The sequence below is a fragment of the Brucella sp. genome (assembly GCF_032066345.1).
GTDB lineage: Bacteria > Pseudomonadota > Alphaproteobacteria > Rhizobiales > Rhizobiaceae > Brucella > Brucella pseudogrignonensis.
Window position 1 is genome coordinate 103,779 of the sequence record NZ_DAMBKZ010000009.1, and the last position, 18,280, is coordinate 122,058.

Consider the following 18,280-nt stretch of genomic DNA (forward strand, 5'->3'; position numbering starts at 1 on the left):
AGGAGATGCGTGCATGAGCCGCAAACTCGTGGTCATCGGGGACCATTTCATGTTGCCCGAAATATTTGAAGAAAAGCTCCGCGAAGCCTGTGGCGATGCTCTGGAGATACGCGGTTTCAGACAGGATTGGCCGGATCGTCCAATGGAGCATGGCTATGCCGTTTCCGGCATGGACGGCCTGAAAGAATATATGGGTTCGGCCGATGAAGTCGTAGACATGATTGGCGACGCGGAAATACTTGTCACGCAACTCGCTCCAATGTCACGGACAATGCTCGACCGGCTACCGGGGCTCAAAATGATAGCCGTCACGCGCGGTGGCCCGGTGAACATTGACATGAAGGCAGCACGCGACCACGGCTTGCGGGTAGTCAACGCACCGGGACGCAATGCGTCGGCAGTGGCTGAATTTACCCTTGGTGCCATTCTGGCTGAGACGCGCAAAATTCGGGTTGGCCATGAAGCTCTGCGACAGGGTATCTGGCGCGGTGATCTCTATCGCGCTGACACGACGGGGCGTGAGCTCTCGGAAATGACGGTGGGTGTTGTGGGATACGGCCAGATCGGCAGCCGTGTGGTGCGCCTGCTCCGTGCTTTCGGGGCAAAGGTGCTCGTGCATGATCCCTATGTGCAACTCAACCCGGCAGATGCCGCAGACGGCGTAGAACTCGTCAGTTTTGATCGCCTGCTATCTGAAGCCGATCTCGTCACGATGCACCCGCGCGTAACGGAAGAGACCACCGGGATGATGAATGCAAAATCATTCGCCAAGATGAAACCCGGAGCGACTTTCGTAAATACCGCACGCGGTCCGCTTTGCGATTACGATGCTCTGACAGAAGCTTTGCTATCCGGACACATCGGAGGGGCAATGCTTGAAACCTTTGGTGTAGAACCGGTCCCCGCTGACTGGCCTTTGCTTAAACTTGATAATGTAACGCTGACACCGCATATCGCGGGTGCGTCGGTTCGCACCGTCACTTTCGCGGCTGAACAGGCTGCAGAAGAAGTGCGCCGATATATTGCAGGTGAACCCGCCTGGCACCTGTGTTGAGGAGAATATCATGAACGAGAACCAACTGCGCCAATCCATCATCGACGGCTGCCTTGCCATGTCCCGCTCGGGGCTTAATCGCGGCTCATCAGGCAACATTTCGCTGCGCGCTGGCGATCATATGTTGATTACGCCGTCGGCGATCCCCTATGAGCAGATGACGCCGGACATGATCGCAAAAATGCGGATCGACGATGATAGTGGCGCCTTTGGAGGTCTGAGAAAACCATCAGTCGAATGGCCATTTCACCGTGATATTCTACGCGCACGTCCCGAAATGAATGCGGTGGTTCACACCCATGCCCGCTTCGCCACGATCCTTTCGGTGGCACGCAAACAGATCCCGGCTGTGCATTACATGATTGCAGCCTTTGGTGGTCCAACCATTCGCCTTGCCGACTATGCGACCTATGGCACAGCAGAATTATCCCGCAACATCATTACTGCGCTCGACGGTCGCCAAGGTTGCCTGATGGCCAATCACGGCATGGTTGTCTGCGCCGATACGCTGACACGCGCCTTATGGCTCGCCCATGAACTCGAAGCGCTGGCTGACCAATATTACCACGCGGAACTCATTGGTGGGGCGCATATCCTTTCGAATGAAGAGATCGAACGCACCGCACGCGGCTTTGCAAGCTATGGCGTTCAGGACCGCAAGCCCGACGCTGCCTGATCGATAGGAGCCAATAGTGGTGGACACAGCAAACCCTTCCAATCCAACCATACCACCTCAATTGCAGGCGGAATTCGATGCGCTTGTCCGGCTTTCGGCAAAAGTGGGGCAAGATCCTCTGCTGGTGCAGGGGGCTGGTGGCAACACATCGTTGAAAATCGGTGATGTGATGTGGATCAAGGCATCAGGCACCAATCTGGGTGATGCGCTTGAACGGAATATTTTTGTGCCAACCGCATGGAAGGACATTGCTCGTTCGCTAAAAGAAGGATCACCCGAGGCTGACCAACCTGCGGCTTTTCTGCTTGGTGATGGAAGTTTGCGACCTTCAATCGAAACCTGTCTTCATGCGATTTTCGATGCGGCGGTTGTTGTGCATGTCCACTGTGTTTCGACCATCGCGCTAGCTGTTTTGCGCGATGGAGAACAGCGCATCAAACAACGCCTGCCAGATATTGAATGGGCGTGGGTGCCTTATCGGAGGCCAGGAGCGGAGCTGGGACGAATGCTCCTTGAAAGACGCAGGACGGAAAATGTCGCGATTCTTGGCAATCACGGCCTGCTGGTCGCAGCAAATAGTGTGGCAGAAGCGGAAATCTTGTTGGAAGAGGTTTGCTACAAGCTCCGGCTTGTAGCGGCCTCCGGTGCGGGAAAGACTCCCGATCCCGCACCGGATGGTTATAAGCCACTGACGACGGATCACGCTCTGGCCAAGGCAATGACAGTTCAACGCCTTCGTGAAATTGCGTTGGGCGGCAACATGTATCCCGATCATGTCATCTTTTGCGGGCCGAAGATCGGCAGCGCCGAAAAGCCTTCGGGCGAAATTCTGATCGTCGATCCGGAAGGCCGCGTATTTATCAAAGCAGACGCGAATACGGGGGCCGAAGCACTCGCAGGCTGTCTTGGCAATGTTCTGCTACGCCTTCCAGACCATATCGAGGTCAATTATCTGACCATTGAGGATGCTGCTTCCCTGCTGAACTGGGATGCAGAAAAATACCGGCAGAGTTTGAATGTCTGAAAAACTTTATCTCGGAATCGATCTCGGCACATCAGGGGCGCGTGCTGTGGTGATCGATGATCAGTCGAGGCAGATTTCATCAGGCAGAGCAACGATTGAAGGCAATCATCGCAGCCCTGTTCAATGGCATCGCGCAATGGAAGTCGCGTTGGATAAAGCCCTTTCAAGCGTGGAGCGCAAAAAAATTCACGCAGTGGCTGTCGACGGCACATCGGGTAGTGTCCTGCCTGTCGATAATGCAGGCAGACCGCTGGCCGATGCGCTGATGTATAACGATCCACCGTCAGACCTGCATGCAGCTGCCGCGTTGCAAGGATTGTTGGAGCCGGGAAGCCTTGCAGGCGTTCCAGCGCTACTGCGCGCGCAGTCCTTCCTGTCGCTACATCCAGCGCATATCTTGCATCAAGCTGATTGGCTTACCTTCCTGTTTTCCGGACGCTTTGTTTCCGATGACAACAACGCGCTTAAAACAGGCTATTCTTCTCTCACACGAAGCTGGCCCGAATGGATGGCCCAGCACGCGCTGTACCCGGCGCTCCCCGATGTTGTTGAACCCGGTACGATCATTGGCACCATCACGCAAAATGCTGCAAAACGCTTTGCGCTATCGCCCAGAACCCTTGTGATTGCGGGCACCACTGATGGCTGCGCATCCTTTATCGCTTCCGGTGCGCGTGAACCGGGCGATGCGGTTTCGGTTCTTGGGACGACACTGACTTTGAAATTGCTTTCCAACAAGCCCATCAATGCGCCGGAATTTGGAATTTACAGTCACCGGCTGCTGGGAAACTGGCTGGCAGGCGGTGCCTCAAACGCGGGCGGCGCAGCCTTGCTTAGTCACTTCACCGCTGATGAAATGACAGCGCTGAGTGCCATGGTCAATCCAGACAAACCAACGGGTCTCAACTACTATCCTTTACCCAGCAAGGGCGAGCGCTTTCCGGTCAATGATCCTGAATTGCCACCCCGATTAACGCCGCGTCCGGACGATGCTGCCACTTTTCTTCAAGGAATGTTTGAGGGGATAGCCACTATCGAAGCGAAGGGTTACGCTTTACTTGAAAAATTGGGAGCACCAGCTTTGAGGTCTGTTCGTTCGATGGGAGGCGGCGCCAAGAATTTGCAATGGACAGCCATTCGCTCCAGAAGTCTTGGCGTGCCTGTTATCAATGCCGCGTCCGATGAAGCCGCATCTGGTGCTGCCCGACTGGCTCTTATTGGAGCGAACAATGCTTGAAATAGTGGACCTGTTGAAAGTGGCTTCACAGTTCGATGCATTTTTCATCGATCAGTTTGGGGTTCTGCTGGATGGTGAGAGGCCCTATCCGGGTGCGCGAGAAGCATTAGCGGCGCTCAGCGATCTTGGAAAACCGATTCTTCTTCTATCGAATTCCGGAAAGCGGGGCGAAGCCAATGCCCGCCGGCTGGTTCAACTTGGGTTTGCGCGGAGCTTGTTTCAGGAAGTCTTAAGTTCCGGCGAAGTTGCGCACGCACAATTGGCTTCGGCTATCGGCATCCATTTGCCGCCAAAGCCAAAAATCTGGCTTCATTCACGCGATGGCGATTTGTCTGCTGTTGAAAATCTTCCGGTCGAATTGGTTCAAGCGCCAGAGAGTGCTGATTTACTGCTGCTGGCTGCCAGCAATGCGGATAGGATATCACTCGACGAATATTCGCATTTGTTAAGATCGGCGGCGGACCGCAACATTCCATGTTGGTGTACCAACCCGGATATCGTCATGCTCACGGCTCATGGACCAAAGCCAGGCGCTGGACGAATAGCGCAGGAATATGGCGCAATCGGCGGGTCGGTTACGCTTATCGGCAAACCCTATCCCATGATCTATCAGGAAGCGGCACGAAGACTGGAGTTGAAAAATCCACGCGTGCTTTGCATCGGTGACAGTATCGAACATGACATTGCAGGCGGCTTCACTGCGGGGCACAAGACCTGTCTTGTGGGTAGCGGAATTCACGCGCGCTCATCCATCAAGGATTTGGAGTTGGAAGCAAGAGAAAGTGGAGTGATGTTCGATTACTACATCACCGCTTTCCGATTGAAGGAAGAGTAGCGGCTACGTTTTTTCGTGCGCGGGTAAGCAACAGAGGATGGGAAACGTTTATTGGATCATCGTGCAGGATATTTCGGGGCGCCTCAGATTTGGCGGTTGTGTTGCAAAAATCCAATTTGAACGGAGCGCGGCTTAACTCTGGACGCGATTAAGCAGCGAGGGTTTGGAACTTTTGTTTGATAGATAGTGCATTTCGTTATTTAAAGACTTCTTGCTGTTAGTCTCTTCAAGTCGGCTCTCTGCTTCGCATTGCGATATCGCTATTCCGTTGGTCTCACTCCCAGCAATGGAGGGTTGAATGATCGAGATCAATGCCGGGTTCCGCCATCATTTCCTTGCGATTGCGCAGGCTCAATTGCAAACCAGGTACTACCGGACGCACAGCGGGCCCAAGGGAGTGACAGTACCGGATGCGTTGTGTTGCACAAGAAATTACGACACGAGCAATTTTTGCCATTCTTCGCCAAACAGCCTGCTTGCACAGTGGCGATGGAAGCGTGTTCCAGCAGTCATCATTGGGGCCGTCGGAGGGGCGTCCATCCCAGCACAACCGTCATCCGTCCCGCTCATCCCGAATTTCCACACGACCTCGTTCCGACGCCATCACCGCCTTATTTTAGTCATCGCGTGCTTTGCATGGAAACTTGTAGAGGTAGGATCGGTTGACAAAGAGGGCTGTTTGCTTGAGCGGCCAAACCCCTGCGGCCGTCATGGGGGATATCAGGCTGGGCTCCTACATCGCCAATAATCAGCGCGCGAAAAGACGCCAGTTAAGAAAAGTCAGAGTTTCAGGTGGGTTCGACCACATTTACGCTTTCGAGAGCGTCGTCGCGGCTTCGTAAGCGAAAGTCGTGCGTGAACGGAAGGTGACAGGGGCACGTTCGATCGAAGCGTAGAATTTTGAACCAATGTTGTTCGCCCCTCATAAAAGCAGCTGGTGATAATGATAAGAGGCATCCGGGGCACTTAATAGGTCTATATCCAACACACCCTGTTTCGGGTCGATGAACGATGGAACCGACAGCGATCGATTGCGTTGCCTGTATGAGGAGGAACAAACATGTCGATACGGTTTCATATAGCAGCGCTGCTTAGTATCGTCGTTAATGCGGTTGTTTTTGGCATCGGCGCGATAACGGTACTCTCGGTGCCATCTCTTGCACTAGAGGCGAAAATGCTTCTGCCGCTATGTGTAGCGACGAGCTTGATCGTTGCTCCACCTATTTCTTGGTGGTTCGCGCCGCGTTTGCGAAACAGATACTGGCGTCAGCGCACTCCCACACATGTGTAGTTTACCTGTGCCCTTCCCTTGTTGAAAGTCAACATGGTGGGCCTAATTCAGTTGATAGCCTGGAGCAACATTATGTCAGAAACAGACCCAAAACGTGCTTGGAAAATAGCGGCAGATAACCGTGTGTGCTTTTACGGGTGGAATGGGAAGCAAGTCCCAATGACACCCATTGTGCGTGAAGAAGAGGGAACGATTTATTTCCTTGCCGATGTAGACAGTGAAAAAGTGACTGATATTCACGGGAAATTACCTGTGCAGCTTACTTTTTCCAACGAATCCTCCAATGACTATTTGTTCATCGCAGCGGATGCTCAAATCTCAAATGACCGCTCCAAGATCAAAGAATTATGGACCCCTTTTGCAAAAGCATTCTGGGATTCAGAGGATGACCCGGACATCCGACTGATCGTGGTTTCTCCAAACCATGCAGAATTCTGGGACGGCCCGGGCAGGGTCGCTGCAACAGCAAAAATGCTTTTTGCGTCTGTCACCGGCAACAAACCCGATATGGGCGATAATCGCGAAACCGGAATGTAGAACGGGCAGACGGAAAGAACTGTCCTGGGTTTAGAGTTAGCTTTGCCCAAATTTGTCCACTGCTAACATGAGCTGGCTTTTCCGGAGCAGCACAACCGCTGACCTCCGGAACCGCCAACAACGTGGCTAGGACTGTAACTCGGTTTCATCGACGGGGTGGCATGCAGGCGTCGTTTCATAATCGAACATCTTAAGATTGGCCGCCGTAGAAACCTGATTTCTCGCCGACCGGTGTTCAAACCATAAATCGCAGCATCATTATTGCAAATGACACGGTGATAGCGCCGCCTATGCGGGTGGCGATCTGCGCAAATGGCATGAGTTCCATTCTGTTGGAAGCCGTCAAGATTGCGATGTCGCCCGTGCCGCCCTGACCACTGTGGCAGCCTGCAACAATCGCAGTATCGATCGGATAGAGCCTGACCCATCTTGCGGTAATGAAGCCTGTTGCAATGAGGGAGGAGACTGTGGCAAACACAGTCACCACTGTTGGAAGCGTGAACACGGCGATGAAAGTATCCCACGGTGTCAGTGCCACGCCCATCGCAAACAGAAGGGGCCAGGTCACAATGGTGGAAAAGAACCGGTAAACTTGCCGGCTACCGTTTTCGATAACCTCATCAAACAGCCGCCCGATCTTTGCCGCAACGACGAGAAAAAGCATGGTTATCGGTGCGGGAAAAGCGGTTAGCTTCTGGATATACACGCCCAGCAGATACAGGCTAACGATCGTAATACCGGCGGCGGCAACATCTTTGATTTCAAGGGGTTTGGACGATATCCTCACTTTTGATCGCACATTATCTGTACCCGGCTGCAATTGCCCCTCGCCCGTGAAATTTGGACGCCAGCAGGTTGAGTAGGCCGCAGAGAAGAACGGCGGTAAAACTCGCGAGCATCACGACTGGGATGATCTGTGCGAACAAGGTATCCTGCGGCTGATGCAGGATGAGAGAATATCCCACAGAAAGCGGTATTGCCCCCTCACCCAGGCCTCCGGCCATAATGGGGGCGACGATGAAGAACAAACTGTGCGAGGCAGTTAATCCCATCGCCATGCCCACAAGGGTGCCGACGATAAACGCTACAATGGAACCTGCAGCAAGCGGAACAAGGATCTTCAAAAATCCTTGCACCAGCACCTAGCGGTCCATGCTGATGATACTTCCGACAATGATAGCGGAGATATAAAGATAGAGGAAATTTGACTGCTTGCAGAATGTCGTGACAGCGGCCGCGACTGACGGCGGAATAACCCCATAGAAGACTGCGGCAGAAGGCACGACGAATGTCATGATGGGAGCGCCGCCCATCAAGCCGAGAATAGGGATCCGCCTGCCCAGCTCCATGAAAAAGAATCCACCAACCGACAGAATGCCAATTGCCATCGTCAAATCAGAAGGAACCTTGTCGATTGATACGAAGCCGATGATCAGCAGTGTTAAAAGCAGATAGATTGGAAGCGGCACAACGCCGATGCGTAGGCTCTGCGCGAACCAGAATCCTGCACGCCAGTCTACTTTGTTAGCTTTTTGATTTGTCAACTTACGATGAACCATTTTTCCTCGTCAATGGAATGAAACGTCCCGCTGTCGAGCATCCCATTTGGGTCTTGCAGACGCTCTGCATCTTTCGTCGAGGGAACGCTGCAGAAGTGAAAAGAGAATGTTTTTCTGAGTGCTAGGATGTTTTGTTTACAAAGAGATGATGAACGCCTTCCCCACAGATCAATCCTTGCTTCGGCAAAGATCGCATCACAAGGAGTCGTGGGTTGTGCGCTTTGACCTGCAGGCGCGGTGGTCCAATCACCGCAACATTTTTGGGTCAGCCTTCCAGAACTGTTCGCTTGATGGAGACTCATCGCGACGCACGCTTCCGCGCCTGTTTGGCACGGCGAGCGTCGGGTATGTTAGCAAGGCATAAAATATCATCAAAAATTTGGTCAATCACTACACATAAGTTCTAGTTTGAGAGCTGAATGAATTGCCGTAGCATTTTTATGAGCGCAATTCCCCAGATGTAGGGATGCCGCTGGAAAGGGCAGAAGGAGGCACACCGGCGGCTCGAGTGGCCTGGGCTTTAGCGACCAGCTATGATCGATTGCAGGAAACATCCCAATGAGCGATGGGATGCGTCTTGGTCACACCTGTGGGGAAGATGCTCTGGGTCAACGGCTTCCGCTGTCCTGCCAAAACTTGCGGAAATCATAGATGCGGAGTTTGCGCTTCCGAACGGGAGTTGAAGACAAGCCTATTCAAGCACAGAACGCAAGAGCCTCTCCAGAATGCATCCAGCATTTCACGGAGAGCCAATCGATGAACGGTTTGAGACAGCCCTTGTAACCAGACGAGCAAGCCCGCCTCATTTTGACTCAGGACATCCAGCGATGACGTGTCCACAGCCACGACTTGTAAACAGGTCCCCCACTGTGAGACGCCGCCCTTGCACCTTATGCAGCAACAACGACCCTACGAGCGCCTGCTAGGGCAGTCGGCCGCTCCCGCCTTCGTGCTGACGCTCCATAAATTTGCGGGTCAGTTGCACAAGGCATTCGTGAGCTTCCGCTTCCGTAAGTCCGGTCTGGAGTTTCCCGTCGAACTCGGCGGGTTCGTTCCTGTAGGCTTCAATGACCGACCAGGTTCCGTCATCATCTTCTCTAAGCTTATAGCCGTTCTCAATCATATCGTCCGTCCTCATGCCTCAGATACCCGGGCAGCGGCATCTTTGCTGATTGATCCCAAATACATGTCGCCGGTGCATGTCCTAAGGTCTGGGCCAAGCAGGCCCAAACTGTTTCATGTCTGCGACGCTGCCCTCGGCAAGCGTCTGTTGATATCTGCTAAAACGCATCTGATCTCACGGGGTTCCGTTTGACACCCTATTTGGACTGCGCGGAGATTGATGATTTTCTCATTTCAGTACGCACAACACGCAGCATTCGTTGCGTGGCAAGGAATTGAGCCATACTGGCTGGTGTTAAACGCACAGCTGCAAGCGTCGCTTTATACTAAATAGAACAGCTATTTGCTAAAGAGAGCTTATGTCTTGAACTAAGGTCATTCTCTCATTTGAAGTGGCAGCACTCGCCACGCGCCTCCCTTCGCTTGCACACGTGCTAGTATAGCCCTGCTCAAGGGAAGAAGCGTTCCGATCGCCGATGCTTATACAGCCTACGATGCCCGCGCCCGACAGTCACTCATAGGGCGCCTCAGACAGCAAGGCTGCTGCCATTACCGGCTGCGGTACGAGATCATTTGTGCGGCAGAACTCCACAATCCAGTAAACATGTGCGGAGGCAACCCTGTAATAAACGGTTTGCTGCACTCTGCGACGTTCCAGAAGGTTGAGCCGCCGCAATGCTGCCAGATGCTGCGAAATGGCAGAATGGCCGGTTCGCATGGCGCGTGCGATCTCGCCAACCGACTTTTCTTCCTCAAGAAGAAAATACAGGACGAGCAAACGCTTCCGATATCCAATGACACGGAAAAATGCGGCTGCCGCATCGAATTTCTTCTCGAGTTTTTCCGACTGAGGAAAACTTTCCATCAATACCCCGTCTTAACTGAATTCAGCCCACGAGGATCTTCGTTCATTGACCAGACCGACGGGGCCAGAAATGGTTTCACATAAACACGATCCTGTCGGCCAGGATCACCAACGCTGATGCCAAAAATGCAACAAGGATGGAAACCCGCCTCGATAAAGCCGACAAACGATGCGCTGCGTAAGCATTCCCGGACGCCTCCACTTTCCGAACCCAGACGACGGCCGCTGCCATTCATCGGGAGGAGTACGCCCACCAGACCATCCGATCCCTATGCTCGGCCAACCTTGACTTCCCATCCCTGAACCGTATCTGTGGCTCGAAAGGTTGGCGCTGTCAGGAAGGCAAGAACTACGACGGAAATCCGTGTGGGCTTATTCTATTCCTTTCGACCACCCAAGAAAATCCCAATTATTTATTGAGGGGATGCTTGCCGAACGACGAAAATCCGGACTTGCCGAAGCGAGGACAAAGGGCCTGGCACAATGCGTTGCGCGGTCAACGACCGCATAATTGGACATGGCAGCGGTGGCGCTATCCTTGATGTGCGTTCAAAATCGGGTCTTTCGAGCGCTTACTGTCTCTTAACATGGCTTTGGCTATGTCGCCTTTTGCAACTTTACCTGATAATTTCCGTTTCATATGCGCTTTCCTATCATGTTCGGGGACCTAATTTGTATCTTGAAATCATCATTGTCGTGCTTCTCACGCTTCTAAACGGTGTTCTGGCCATGTCTGAGCTTGCCGTTGTGTCATCACGGCCGGCGCGCCTACGCGTTATGGCCGACAAGGGAAGCAGGGGCGCCCAGATTGCTATTTCCCTGGCGGAAACCCCGGGACGTTTTCTCTCGACCGTGCAGATTGGCATTACATTGGTCGGCATTTTGTCAGGTGCATTTTCGGGCGCCACGCTGGGCGCGAGACTGACCGGCTGGTTGGTCAATCAGGGTTTGTCCCCTTCAATTGCCGATGCATTGGGTGTGGGGTCAGTGGTGGTCTGCATTACCTATCTCTCGCTGATTGTTGGTGAGCTGGTCCCCAAGCAGATCGCCTTGCGTGAGCCGGAAGTCGTTGCAAGCCGCGTTGCTCCCGCCATGGTTCTTCTGTCAAAACTTGCGGCGCCATTGGTGTGGTTGCTCGATACATCCGGCCGACTTGTGCTCAAAATGCTCGGGCAATCGGGGCAATCTGGAGACAGTGTCACCGATGAGGAAATCAAATCCGTGCTTGCAGAAGCACACCACGCCGGCGTGATTGAGACGGAAGAATCGCGGATGATCGCCGGCGTGATGCGTCTGGCTGATCGGACCGCTCGGGGGTTGATGACGCCGCGGCTCGATGTGGAAATGGTGGATATTTCGGACGATATCGAGACGATTCGCGACCAGCTCAAAAGCAGCAGTCGCTCCCGGCTTCCGGTTCGTGGTGAGGATTCTGAGGAAATTATCGGTGTGCTCCAGGCTCGTGACTTCTTTCATCACCTCTCAACGAGTGGCGATGTGCGGATCCGCGACATCGTCAAGGATGTTCCGGTGGTTTCCGACTTTTCCGATGCGCTGGACGTGGTTGAAGCAATCCGCGGTACTCCAACCCATATGGTGCTTGTCTATGACGAGTACGGTCATTTTGAGGGCGTCGTCACTGCCGGCGACGTGATGGAAGCCATTATTGGTGTCATGCAGGAAGACCACGTTGCAGAACAGGCCATCGTGCGGCGCGCCGATGGCTCCTATCTTGTTTCTGGCTGGATGCCGATTGACGAATTTTCCGAGTTCATGCGCTTTCCGATTGAGGATGATGTTGAATACAATACGATTGCCGGCTACGTCCTGGAGGAGCTCAAGCATCTGCCAGACGTCGGCGAAAGCTTCAGTCGGAATGGATGGACCTTCGAGATCGTCGACCTGGATGGCCGACGCATTGACAAATTGCTGGTCAGTTCGCAACAGCAGGATGCAGGATAAAGGTGGCGCGCGATGTCAGCGCGCGCCATTTCTGCCTAGCTTTTATGATGGACGGATTGCAATGCGTAGACGGGGGTGGATATCCCCTCCATTCGCGCCTTGAGCTGAAGCGACAAATATTGCGAATAATGCCGCGATTGATGCAGGTTGCCGCCATGGAACCACAGCGCTTCCTGCTGCGTCGGCTTCCACATATTGCGCTGTTCACCTTCCCACGGCCCGGGATCCTTGGGCGTTTCAGAACCCAAACCCCAGACCTTGCCCACCTTGTCTGCCGTTTCCTTGTCAATAATGTCCTCAACCCAGCCATTCATGGACCCATAGCCGGTTGCATAAACGATCAGATCGGCCGGCAATTCCGTGCCGTCGACAAGTCTGACACTGTTGTCTGTGATCTCATTAATTTGCCCCGAAGCAAGCTTGATCTTGCCGTCAATGATGAGCTGGGAAGCACCAATATCGATATAGTAGCCGGACCCGCGTCGCAGATATTTGAGAAACAGCCCCGATCCATCGGAACCAAAATCGAGTTGGAAGCCAGCTTTTTCAAGTGCTGAGTAGAAATCGGCGTCGATCTCACGGATCCTGTCGTAGATTGGTATCTGGAACTCATGCATGATACGATAGGGAAGCGAAGCGAAGATCAGATCGGCCTTGGCGGTCGTGATGCCGTTCTGCACCGCCTCTTCCGAGTAGAGTGCGCCCAGCCCATGTTTCATCAAAGGCTCCGAGCGGACGATATGCGTCGATGAGCGCTGAACCATCGTCACATCAACCCCAGCTTCGCAAAGGGCTGCACAAATATCGTGGGCAGAATTGTTCGACCCGATGACCACGACCTTCTTGCCCTGATAGCCGTCCGGTCCCGGATGCTGGGACGAATGTTGCTGCTCGCCCTCAAAATGATCCTGTCCTTTGATGCTCGGAACATTCGGCTTGCCTGACATGCCGGTAGCAAAAACCAGGTGTTTGGGCCGCAGCGTGATTTCTTCGCCATCTCGGTCGATGACAACCGACCACTCCTTGTTGCTATCGTTCCATTTTGCCGACTTCACCGTGGAATGCGTCCAGTAATTAAGCTCCATCACCTTTGTGTAGAACTCCAGCCAGTCGCCAATCTTGTCTTTCGGCGCAAAAATCGGCCAGTTTTTCGGGAAGTCAATATAAGGCAGATGATCGTACCAAACCGGGTCATGCAGACAGAGAGACTTGTAGCGCTTGCGCCATGAGTCCCCCGGACGCGCATTGCGCTCGACAATGATCGTTGGGACCCCGAGCTGACGCAGGCGCGCGCCCAGCGCTATGCCGCCCTGCCCCCCACCGATCACCAGCACATAGGGCTGTGTCTGATAACCAAGGCTACGCTCCTCCTCTTCGCGCTCTTCCTTCCAGGTCTTCGCACCAAGATTCTCACCGTGCTTTGCCCCGAGCGGCCGGGTCAAGCCGGATCTTTCCTCATGGCCTTTCAACTCCGACATGACGGTGAGAAGCGTCCATATTTTTCCGCCCTTCAGACGAATAAGTCCGTAGCCGCGTGCGACTTCAGTTTCAAAACAGATCCAGCTTTCCGTTACACCATCTGCATCCGTCGCCGCTTCCCCCGGCGCAACACGCCATTGAACCGGCTTTATCAACTGTAATTGCGATTGCAGCATGTCACGCAGCTGCTCATGCCCCTCCACAGTTTTGATATTCCAGGTGAAGGCAACCAAATCGCGCCAGTAGCAATCATCTACAAACATCGAAACCGCCTCGTCGATGCGGCCCGCTTCAAGTGCTGCGCCGAACCTTTCGAGCAAGGCCTGCACGCGCACGTTTGGTGTTTTCTCAAGCATTAAATTTCCTCCCATAGATGTTGGCGCCTAGCTCTCCCAAGCGCGGCGTTGCATGCGTCAGCGTTTAAGATCGATCAGTATTTTGAGCTGGGTGCCGGCAGGGTCGAGCAGGCTGTCAAAGCCTTCTCTAACGGCATCCTGCAACGCGATTGTCTTGGTCACGATGTTTTTTGCTGGGATCTGGCCGCTCGCAATCAGCCTGGCGACACGCGGCCAATAATGCGTGGGATAGGCCCATGCACCCCGGATATCGATATCCTTGAAAGTGACATCGAACCAGTTGAGCGGGTTTTCATGCGGGTGAAGACCGGTCTGTACCACCACGCCCTGTTTGCGCACGGCATCGGTGCAGTTTTTCAAGGCATGTTCATTGCCAACACATTCGATAGCTACGTCACAGCCGACATTGCCTTCAGTTGCCGCACGCACCACCTCGCCAACATCCTCTAGTTTCGGATTGATGGTATGCACATCACCGAGCTTTTCCCGGGCAAGCTGCAACCGCGTTTCATTGAGATCAGACAGAAATAGCTGCGAAGCGCCTGCGGCGCGTGCTGCCATTGCAACCAGAATGCCAATAGGGCCAGCGCCCGTCACCAGCACACTGTTGCCAGCCGTGACACCGCCACGATCGCAGGCGTAAACCGCTACCGCCGCAGGTTCGATCAACGCCGCTTCTTCATCACTGAGGTTATCGGGAATGGGCTGGACATTGTAACTGTTGAGCAAAGCCTGTTGGGCCATGCCGCCCGAATGCCAGGACAATCCCGCAAGTGCCAGACTGGTGCTTAAATGATAAAGACCTCTTTGGGCAAAATAATCGCCCGCGCGCGGCATGATCAAGGGTTGTACCGACACGCGGTCCCCGATCTTGACGTGGCTGACATCCGCACCCACCGCTTTGACCACCCCGCCAAATTCATGCCCCAGGATCTGGGGGGCAATCGCTTTGGTATAGGGATGCGGCTTTGTAGGAATGAAAATGGGACCATAGGCATATTCGTGCAGATCGGTCCCGCAAATACCACAGAAACGGTTTTGGACCACGACCTGATCCGGGCCGGGATCAACAGGTGGTGGCACGTCTTCAACGCGCAGATCCTTGGCAGCATAAAAGCGCAATGCACGCATATATTTCTCCTCCATTTGCCTCATGGGAAGAAAAAGCAAGCCGCATGCCAATTGCTGTTCAAAGAATAGGTTACTGTTTTCGTATGATTTTATCCTCGGGAGACGATTCAGCCTAAACGGATGCAACAGGTTGGATGCAACAGGTGTTGCAACTCCTGCATCATATTTGGGACTGTTTCAGTCGACGATGGATCGTCGACCGATTGACGCCCAGTTTTCGAGCCAGCGCTGAGATATTGTTGCCGCAGGCGTCAAGCTGACTGCGCAGGGTTGGCTGATCATTGTTCTCAAAAATATCCGGTTGAAGATGATCGGGCAGACAGTCGGTGGTAATGATCTGACTGGCCGCCATTGCCGCTGCAACACGCAACGTATTGTCCAGCTCACGCAGATTTCCCGGCCAGCGATAGACAGCGAGTTTCGCCTTCGCTGAGCGGTCAATCGTGAGCTTTTCACCCTCTTCATCCCCGATGCGGCGCAAGAGGTGGTCAACGAGACTATCGAAGTCTTGCCGGTTGCGCAGTGCAGGCAGGGTCAGTGTCGCCGCATTGAGACGATAAAGCAGATCTTCGCGAAACCGGCCCTGGGCGGCGAGAACTGCCAGATCATGATGGGATGCTGACAACAGCCGGAACTTGACGGGCTTCGGTTTCAGCGCACCCACCGGCTGGATTTCGCTTTCCGAGAGAACACGCAACAATCGGCTCTGCAGGACAAGCGGCATATCGCCAATCTCGTCGAGGAACAAGGTGCCGCCATTGGCCGCCTCAATGAGCCCGATCTTTCCCTTTTGCGTCGCACCGGTGAAAGCACCTGCCACATAGCCGAACAACTCGGATTCGATGAGCTGTTCGGGTATAGCCGCGCAATTGACCGCAATAAACGGACCGGGTTTAGCGCTGCTGTCGTGAATGGCGCGTGCCAGATATTCCTTGCCGCTGCCGGTTTCACCCCTGATTAGAATGGGGAGATGGCGGTCCGCAAGTCGTGCGGCGCGGGCCTGGAGCGCCTCCATGGCCGGATCACCGAAACTCAACTGACGAAGGGCGGCAGGCAAACGGGTGGCCTGACTGGGCGTTGAGGTGCGGAAACTGCTGACAGGGGCAATCGCACTTGCAAACAGGGTGAGACCGTTGCGCGCCTCAAGCAGACGCTCACCGTTAGGTCGTCCTCGCATCAGCGTCGGAAATTGCTCGATCTCGATATCGAAGACGTCGGAAATCGGCTTGCCGATGAACTGTCTTGTCGCAAGATCAGGGCGGCCCATCGCGCGCGCAACTGCGCCAAAGCCGCCATGCGTCAGGCCCGTGATGATACCATTGCCGTTGACGGTGAGTGCTGCATCCGGATCGACATCGAGAAAATCCGGTAATTTTGCCAGACGCAGAACCCAGTCTTCGCCCGCTCGGGTCATCAAATTGGCAAGCTCGATCCGCCGCGCGGTTGACGCAACCAGATGCAACGCCAATTGCTGGCTGGCTTTTGCCGTTGGTGAGCGCAGCTGCGATATATCGAGCACCGCCGAAAGATCACCGAACGTATCGAAAATGGGCGCAGCCGTGCAGGTCAAGCCGATGTGGCAGGCATCAAAATGATCGTCCTGATGAATGATTACCGGTTTGCCCGAAACCATGCAGGCGCCGACGGCACATGTTCCTGCACGATCTTCCGACCATTCCGATCCGAGATAAAGACCCGCCTTGCGCAACTGATTATCGAATGTCGGATCGCCCATGAATTCAACCGTGACGCCGCGCGCATCTGAAAGCAGCAAAACATAATTCTGATCTGCAACCTGCCTGAAGAGGGCTTCAAGACCGCTACGCCCGATGCGAATAAGTTCCTCCGATTGCTCGCGATGCTCACGCAGCAATGTATCGGGCACGATATAAGCTTGCTGGGTCTGAGCGGGATTAAGTTGATAATCGTTGAGACAACGTAGCCAGGATTGGATCACCGGACGATCACGATCCGAGGCGCCACCCATGGCGACGCGCTCAATCTCCTTGATGTGCGACAGTGCCGACACCATGATCCTCCTCCTCTGGCCAATGCTGGCACAAGTCAGACGTTGCTTCAAGTCGCGATCATGACCGTGTTCAACCGTGCATAGGCATTCTTTCGCCGTCCCTTTCACGACTTGCCATCTCATATGAAGGTGATTAAATTACTCATCTTTAATCCCTGACAGCTGGCACCGCCAGGTGGTCGCCTTGACGAGGACATTTCTCAGATTGAGCTTTTGGCATTCGATGATTTGGAACGCGGACGGTATCCGTGTGACCGCCCCGGTGAAATGGCGCGTTCTGGACGGATTGGTCAGCGTCTTTTGGGAGGCTGAAAGTCCCTCCGGCGCTTCGGGTTATTTCCTGTCACATGATCCGCGCATCATGATCTTCTTCCAGGATGTCTCGTCGAAAATTCGCATATCGAACCAGCAGCGCTTTGGCGAAAGCCACCGACGACCCATGGCGCGGGCAATTTACATTCCGGCTGGTGTACCGCTGTGGACAAGCACGGTCGCAGCGCACCGCTTTTCTCATCTCAATCTACACTTTCACAAAGATCGCCTGCTCAAATATCTGCGTCCATCCCTTGGGATCTCGCTCGCGATGACCACGATGCGCAGCCCTGTTGAACTGCATGATATCGGCGCCCTTGAAGTGCTCGCAAAGTTGCTCGAAGAGGAAGTCAGCAATCCCTCTCAGCACACATTGTATGTCGAGAATCTCATCGGCACTATATTAGCACGAATGCTTGTCACTGCGTGTGACCAGAAGAGGCCGGGCAATGGCCGATTGACACAAGCTCAGTTGAACAAGCTCAACGCAAGAATAGGCGTCAGTCACAATGGTCGCCTCAGTGTTTCAGAGATGGCCGCAACTGTGGGTCTGTCCGAAAGCTGGTTTTCGAATGTGTTTAAACAGACCACAGGCCAGACACCGTTACAATGGCAGTTGGCCAAGCGGATTGATCGCGCACAGGAGCTTTTGCGCTTCAAGGAGGCCACAGTGGCGGAGGTGGCCGCTCAACTCGGCTTCACGGATCAAGCCCACCTAACCAAAGTGTTCCGACAGGTGGTGGGCGAAACTCCGGCCGCCTGGCGCCGGCTTGATCATAACGGCCTTTAATCGCTGTTCGGCGGCGCTCCT

Annotated in this window: 14 protein-coding genes and 1 pseudogene; 8 read left to right on the forward strand and 7 right to left on the reverse strand. The window is 54.0% G+C overall.

The window, feature by feature from the left end; translation table 11 throughout:
- Nucleotides 1–13: 13 nt before the first annotated feature.
- From RT142_RS13225 to RT142_RS13255, 6 genes are all read left to right on the forward strand, one after another.
- Nucleotides 14–1,054 carry a 2-hydroxyacid dehydrogenase gene (locus tag RT142_RS13225; RefSeq protein WP_064323182.1) on the forward strand — a complete coding sequence of 347 codons (1,041 nt, stop codon included), beginning with the start codon at nt 14–16 and terminating at the stop codon, nt 1,052–1,054.
- Nucleotides 1,055–1,064: 10 nt separating this feature from the next.
- A complete protein-coding gene (locus RT142_RS13230) occupies nt 1,065–1,730 on the forward strand; it encodes a class II aldolase/adducin family protein (protein ID WP_094543978.1) in 666 nt (221 codons plus the stop codon).
- Nucleotides 1,731–1,746: 16 nt separating this feature from the next.
- The gene (locus RT142_RS13235) at nt 1,747–2,754 is read left to right on the forward strand and encodes a class II aldolase/adducin family protein (RefSeq protein ID WP_231194765.1); all 1,008 of its coding nucleotides are present in this window, start codon (nt 1,747–1,749) and stop codon (nt 2,752–2,754) included.
- A complete protein-coding gene (locus tag RT142_RS13240; protein WP_007880252.1) occupies nt 2,747–3,991 on the forward strand; it encodes an FGGY-family carbohydrate kinase in 1,245 nt (414 codons plus the stop codon). Before RT142_RS13235 ends, RT142_RS13240 begins: the two co-directional genes overlap by 8 nt.
- Nucleotides 3,984–4,826, forward strand: coding sequence for a TIGR01459 family HAD-type hydrolase (locus RT142_RS13245; protein ID WP_179253551.1), 843 nt, complete (start codon nt 3,984–3,986; stop codon nt 4,824–4,826). The genes RT142_RS13240 and RT142_RS13245 overlap by 8 nt, the downstream gene beginning before the upstream one ends.
- 1,363 nt (nt 4,827–6,189) lie before the next feature.
- Complete coding sequence (locus tag RT142_RS13255) at nt 6,190–6,654, forward strand: pyridoxamine 5'-phosphate oxidase family protein (RefSeq protein ID WP_094543974.1); 465 nt, start codon at nt 6,190–6,192, stop codon at nt 6,652–6,654.
- 235 nt (nt 6,655–6,889) lie between these two features.
- Here the strand turns inward: RT142_RS13255 and RT142_RS13260 are convergent, their stop codons facing one another.
- The 4 genes and pseudogenes from RT142_RS13260 to RT142_RS13280 form a co-directional block, all read right to left on the reverse strand.
- Complete coding sequence (locus RT142_RS13260) at nt 6,890–7,474, reverse strand: 2-hydroxycarboxylate transporter family protein (protein WP_313029134.1); 585 nt, start codon at nt 7,472–7,474, stop codon at nt 6,890–6,892.
- Nucleotides 7,455–8,213 (reverse strand): annotated as a pseudogene (locus RT142_RS24415) (2-hydroxycarboxylate transporter family protein). The gene RT142_RS13260 and the pseudogene RT142_RS24415 overlap by 20 nt, the downstream one beginning before the upstream one ends.
- A 922-nt stretch (nt 8,214–9,135) precedes the next feature.
- Nucleotides 9,136–9,336 carry a hypothetical protein gene (locus RT142_RS13275; protein WP_235820942.1) on the reverse strand — a complete coding sequence of 67 codons (201 nt, stop codon included), beginning with the start codon at nt 9,334–9,336 and terminating at the stop codon, nt 9,136–9,138.
- 510 nt (nt 9,337–9,846) lie between these two features.
- Complete coding sequence (locus tag RT142_RS13280; protein WP_313029142.1) at nt 9,847–10,200, reverse strand: metalloregulator ArsR/SmtB family transcription factor; 354 nt, start codon at nt 10,198–10,200, stop codon at nt 9,847–9,849.
- A gap of 672 nt (nt 10,201–10,872) precedes the next feature.
- Between RT142_RS13280 and RT142_RS13285 the strand changes: the two genes are divergently transcribed.
- Nucleotides 10,873–12,162, forward strand: coding sequence for a hemolysin family protein (locus RT142_RS13285; protein ID WP_094543988.1), 1,290 nt, complete (start codon nt 10,873–10,875; stop codon nt 12,160–12,162).
- Between the two features lie 35 nt (nt 12,163–12,197).
- Here the strand turns inward: RT142_RS13285 and RT142_RS13290 are convergent, their stop codons facing one another.
- The 3 genes from RT142_RS13290 to RT142_RS13300 form a co-directional block, all read right to left on the reverse strand.
- On the reverse strand, nt 12,198–13,997 hold the full coding sequence (locus RT142_RS13290) for an NAD(P)/FAD-dependent oxidoreductase (RefSeq protein WP_094543970.1): 1,800 nt from the start codon (nt 13,995–13,997) through the stop codon (nt 12,198–12,200).
- A gap of 57 nt (nt 13,998–14,054) precedes the next feature.
- Nucleotides 14,055–15,128 carry a 2,3-butanediol dehydrogenase gene (locus tag RT142_RS13295; RefSeq protein ID WP_094543969.1) on the reverse strand — a complete coding sequence of 358 codons (1,074 nt, stop codon included), beginning with the start codon at nt 15,126–15,128 and terminating at the stop codon, nt 14,055–14,057.
- 160 nt (nt 15,129–15,288) lie between these two features.
- Nucleotides 15,289–17,160, reverse strand: a complete 1,872-nt coding sequence (locus tag RT142_RS13300) for a sigma-54-dependent Fis family transcriptional regulator (protein ID WP_113159512.1) — start codon at nt 17,158–17,160, stop codon at nt 15,289–15,291.
- Nucleotides 17,161–17,362: 202 nt separating this feature from the next.
- Between RT142_RS13300 and RT142_RS13305 the strand changes: the two genes are divergently transcribed.
- Entirely contained in the window at nt 17,363–18,259 is an 897-nt protein-coding gene (locus tag RT142_RS13305; protein WP_162733924.1) for a helix-turn-helix domain-containing protein, read from the forward strand.
- Nucleotides 18,260–18,280: the final 21 nt, after the last annotated feature.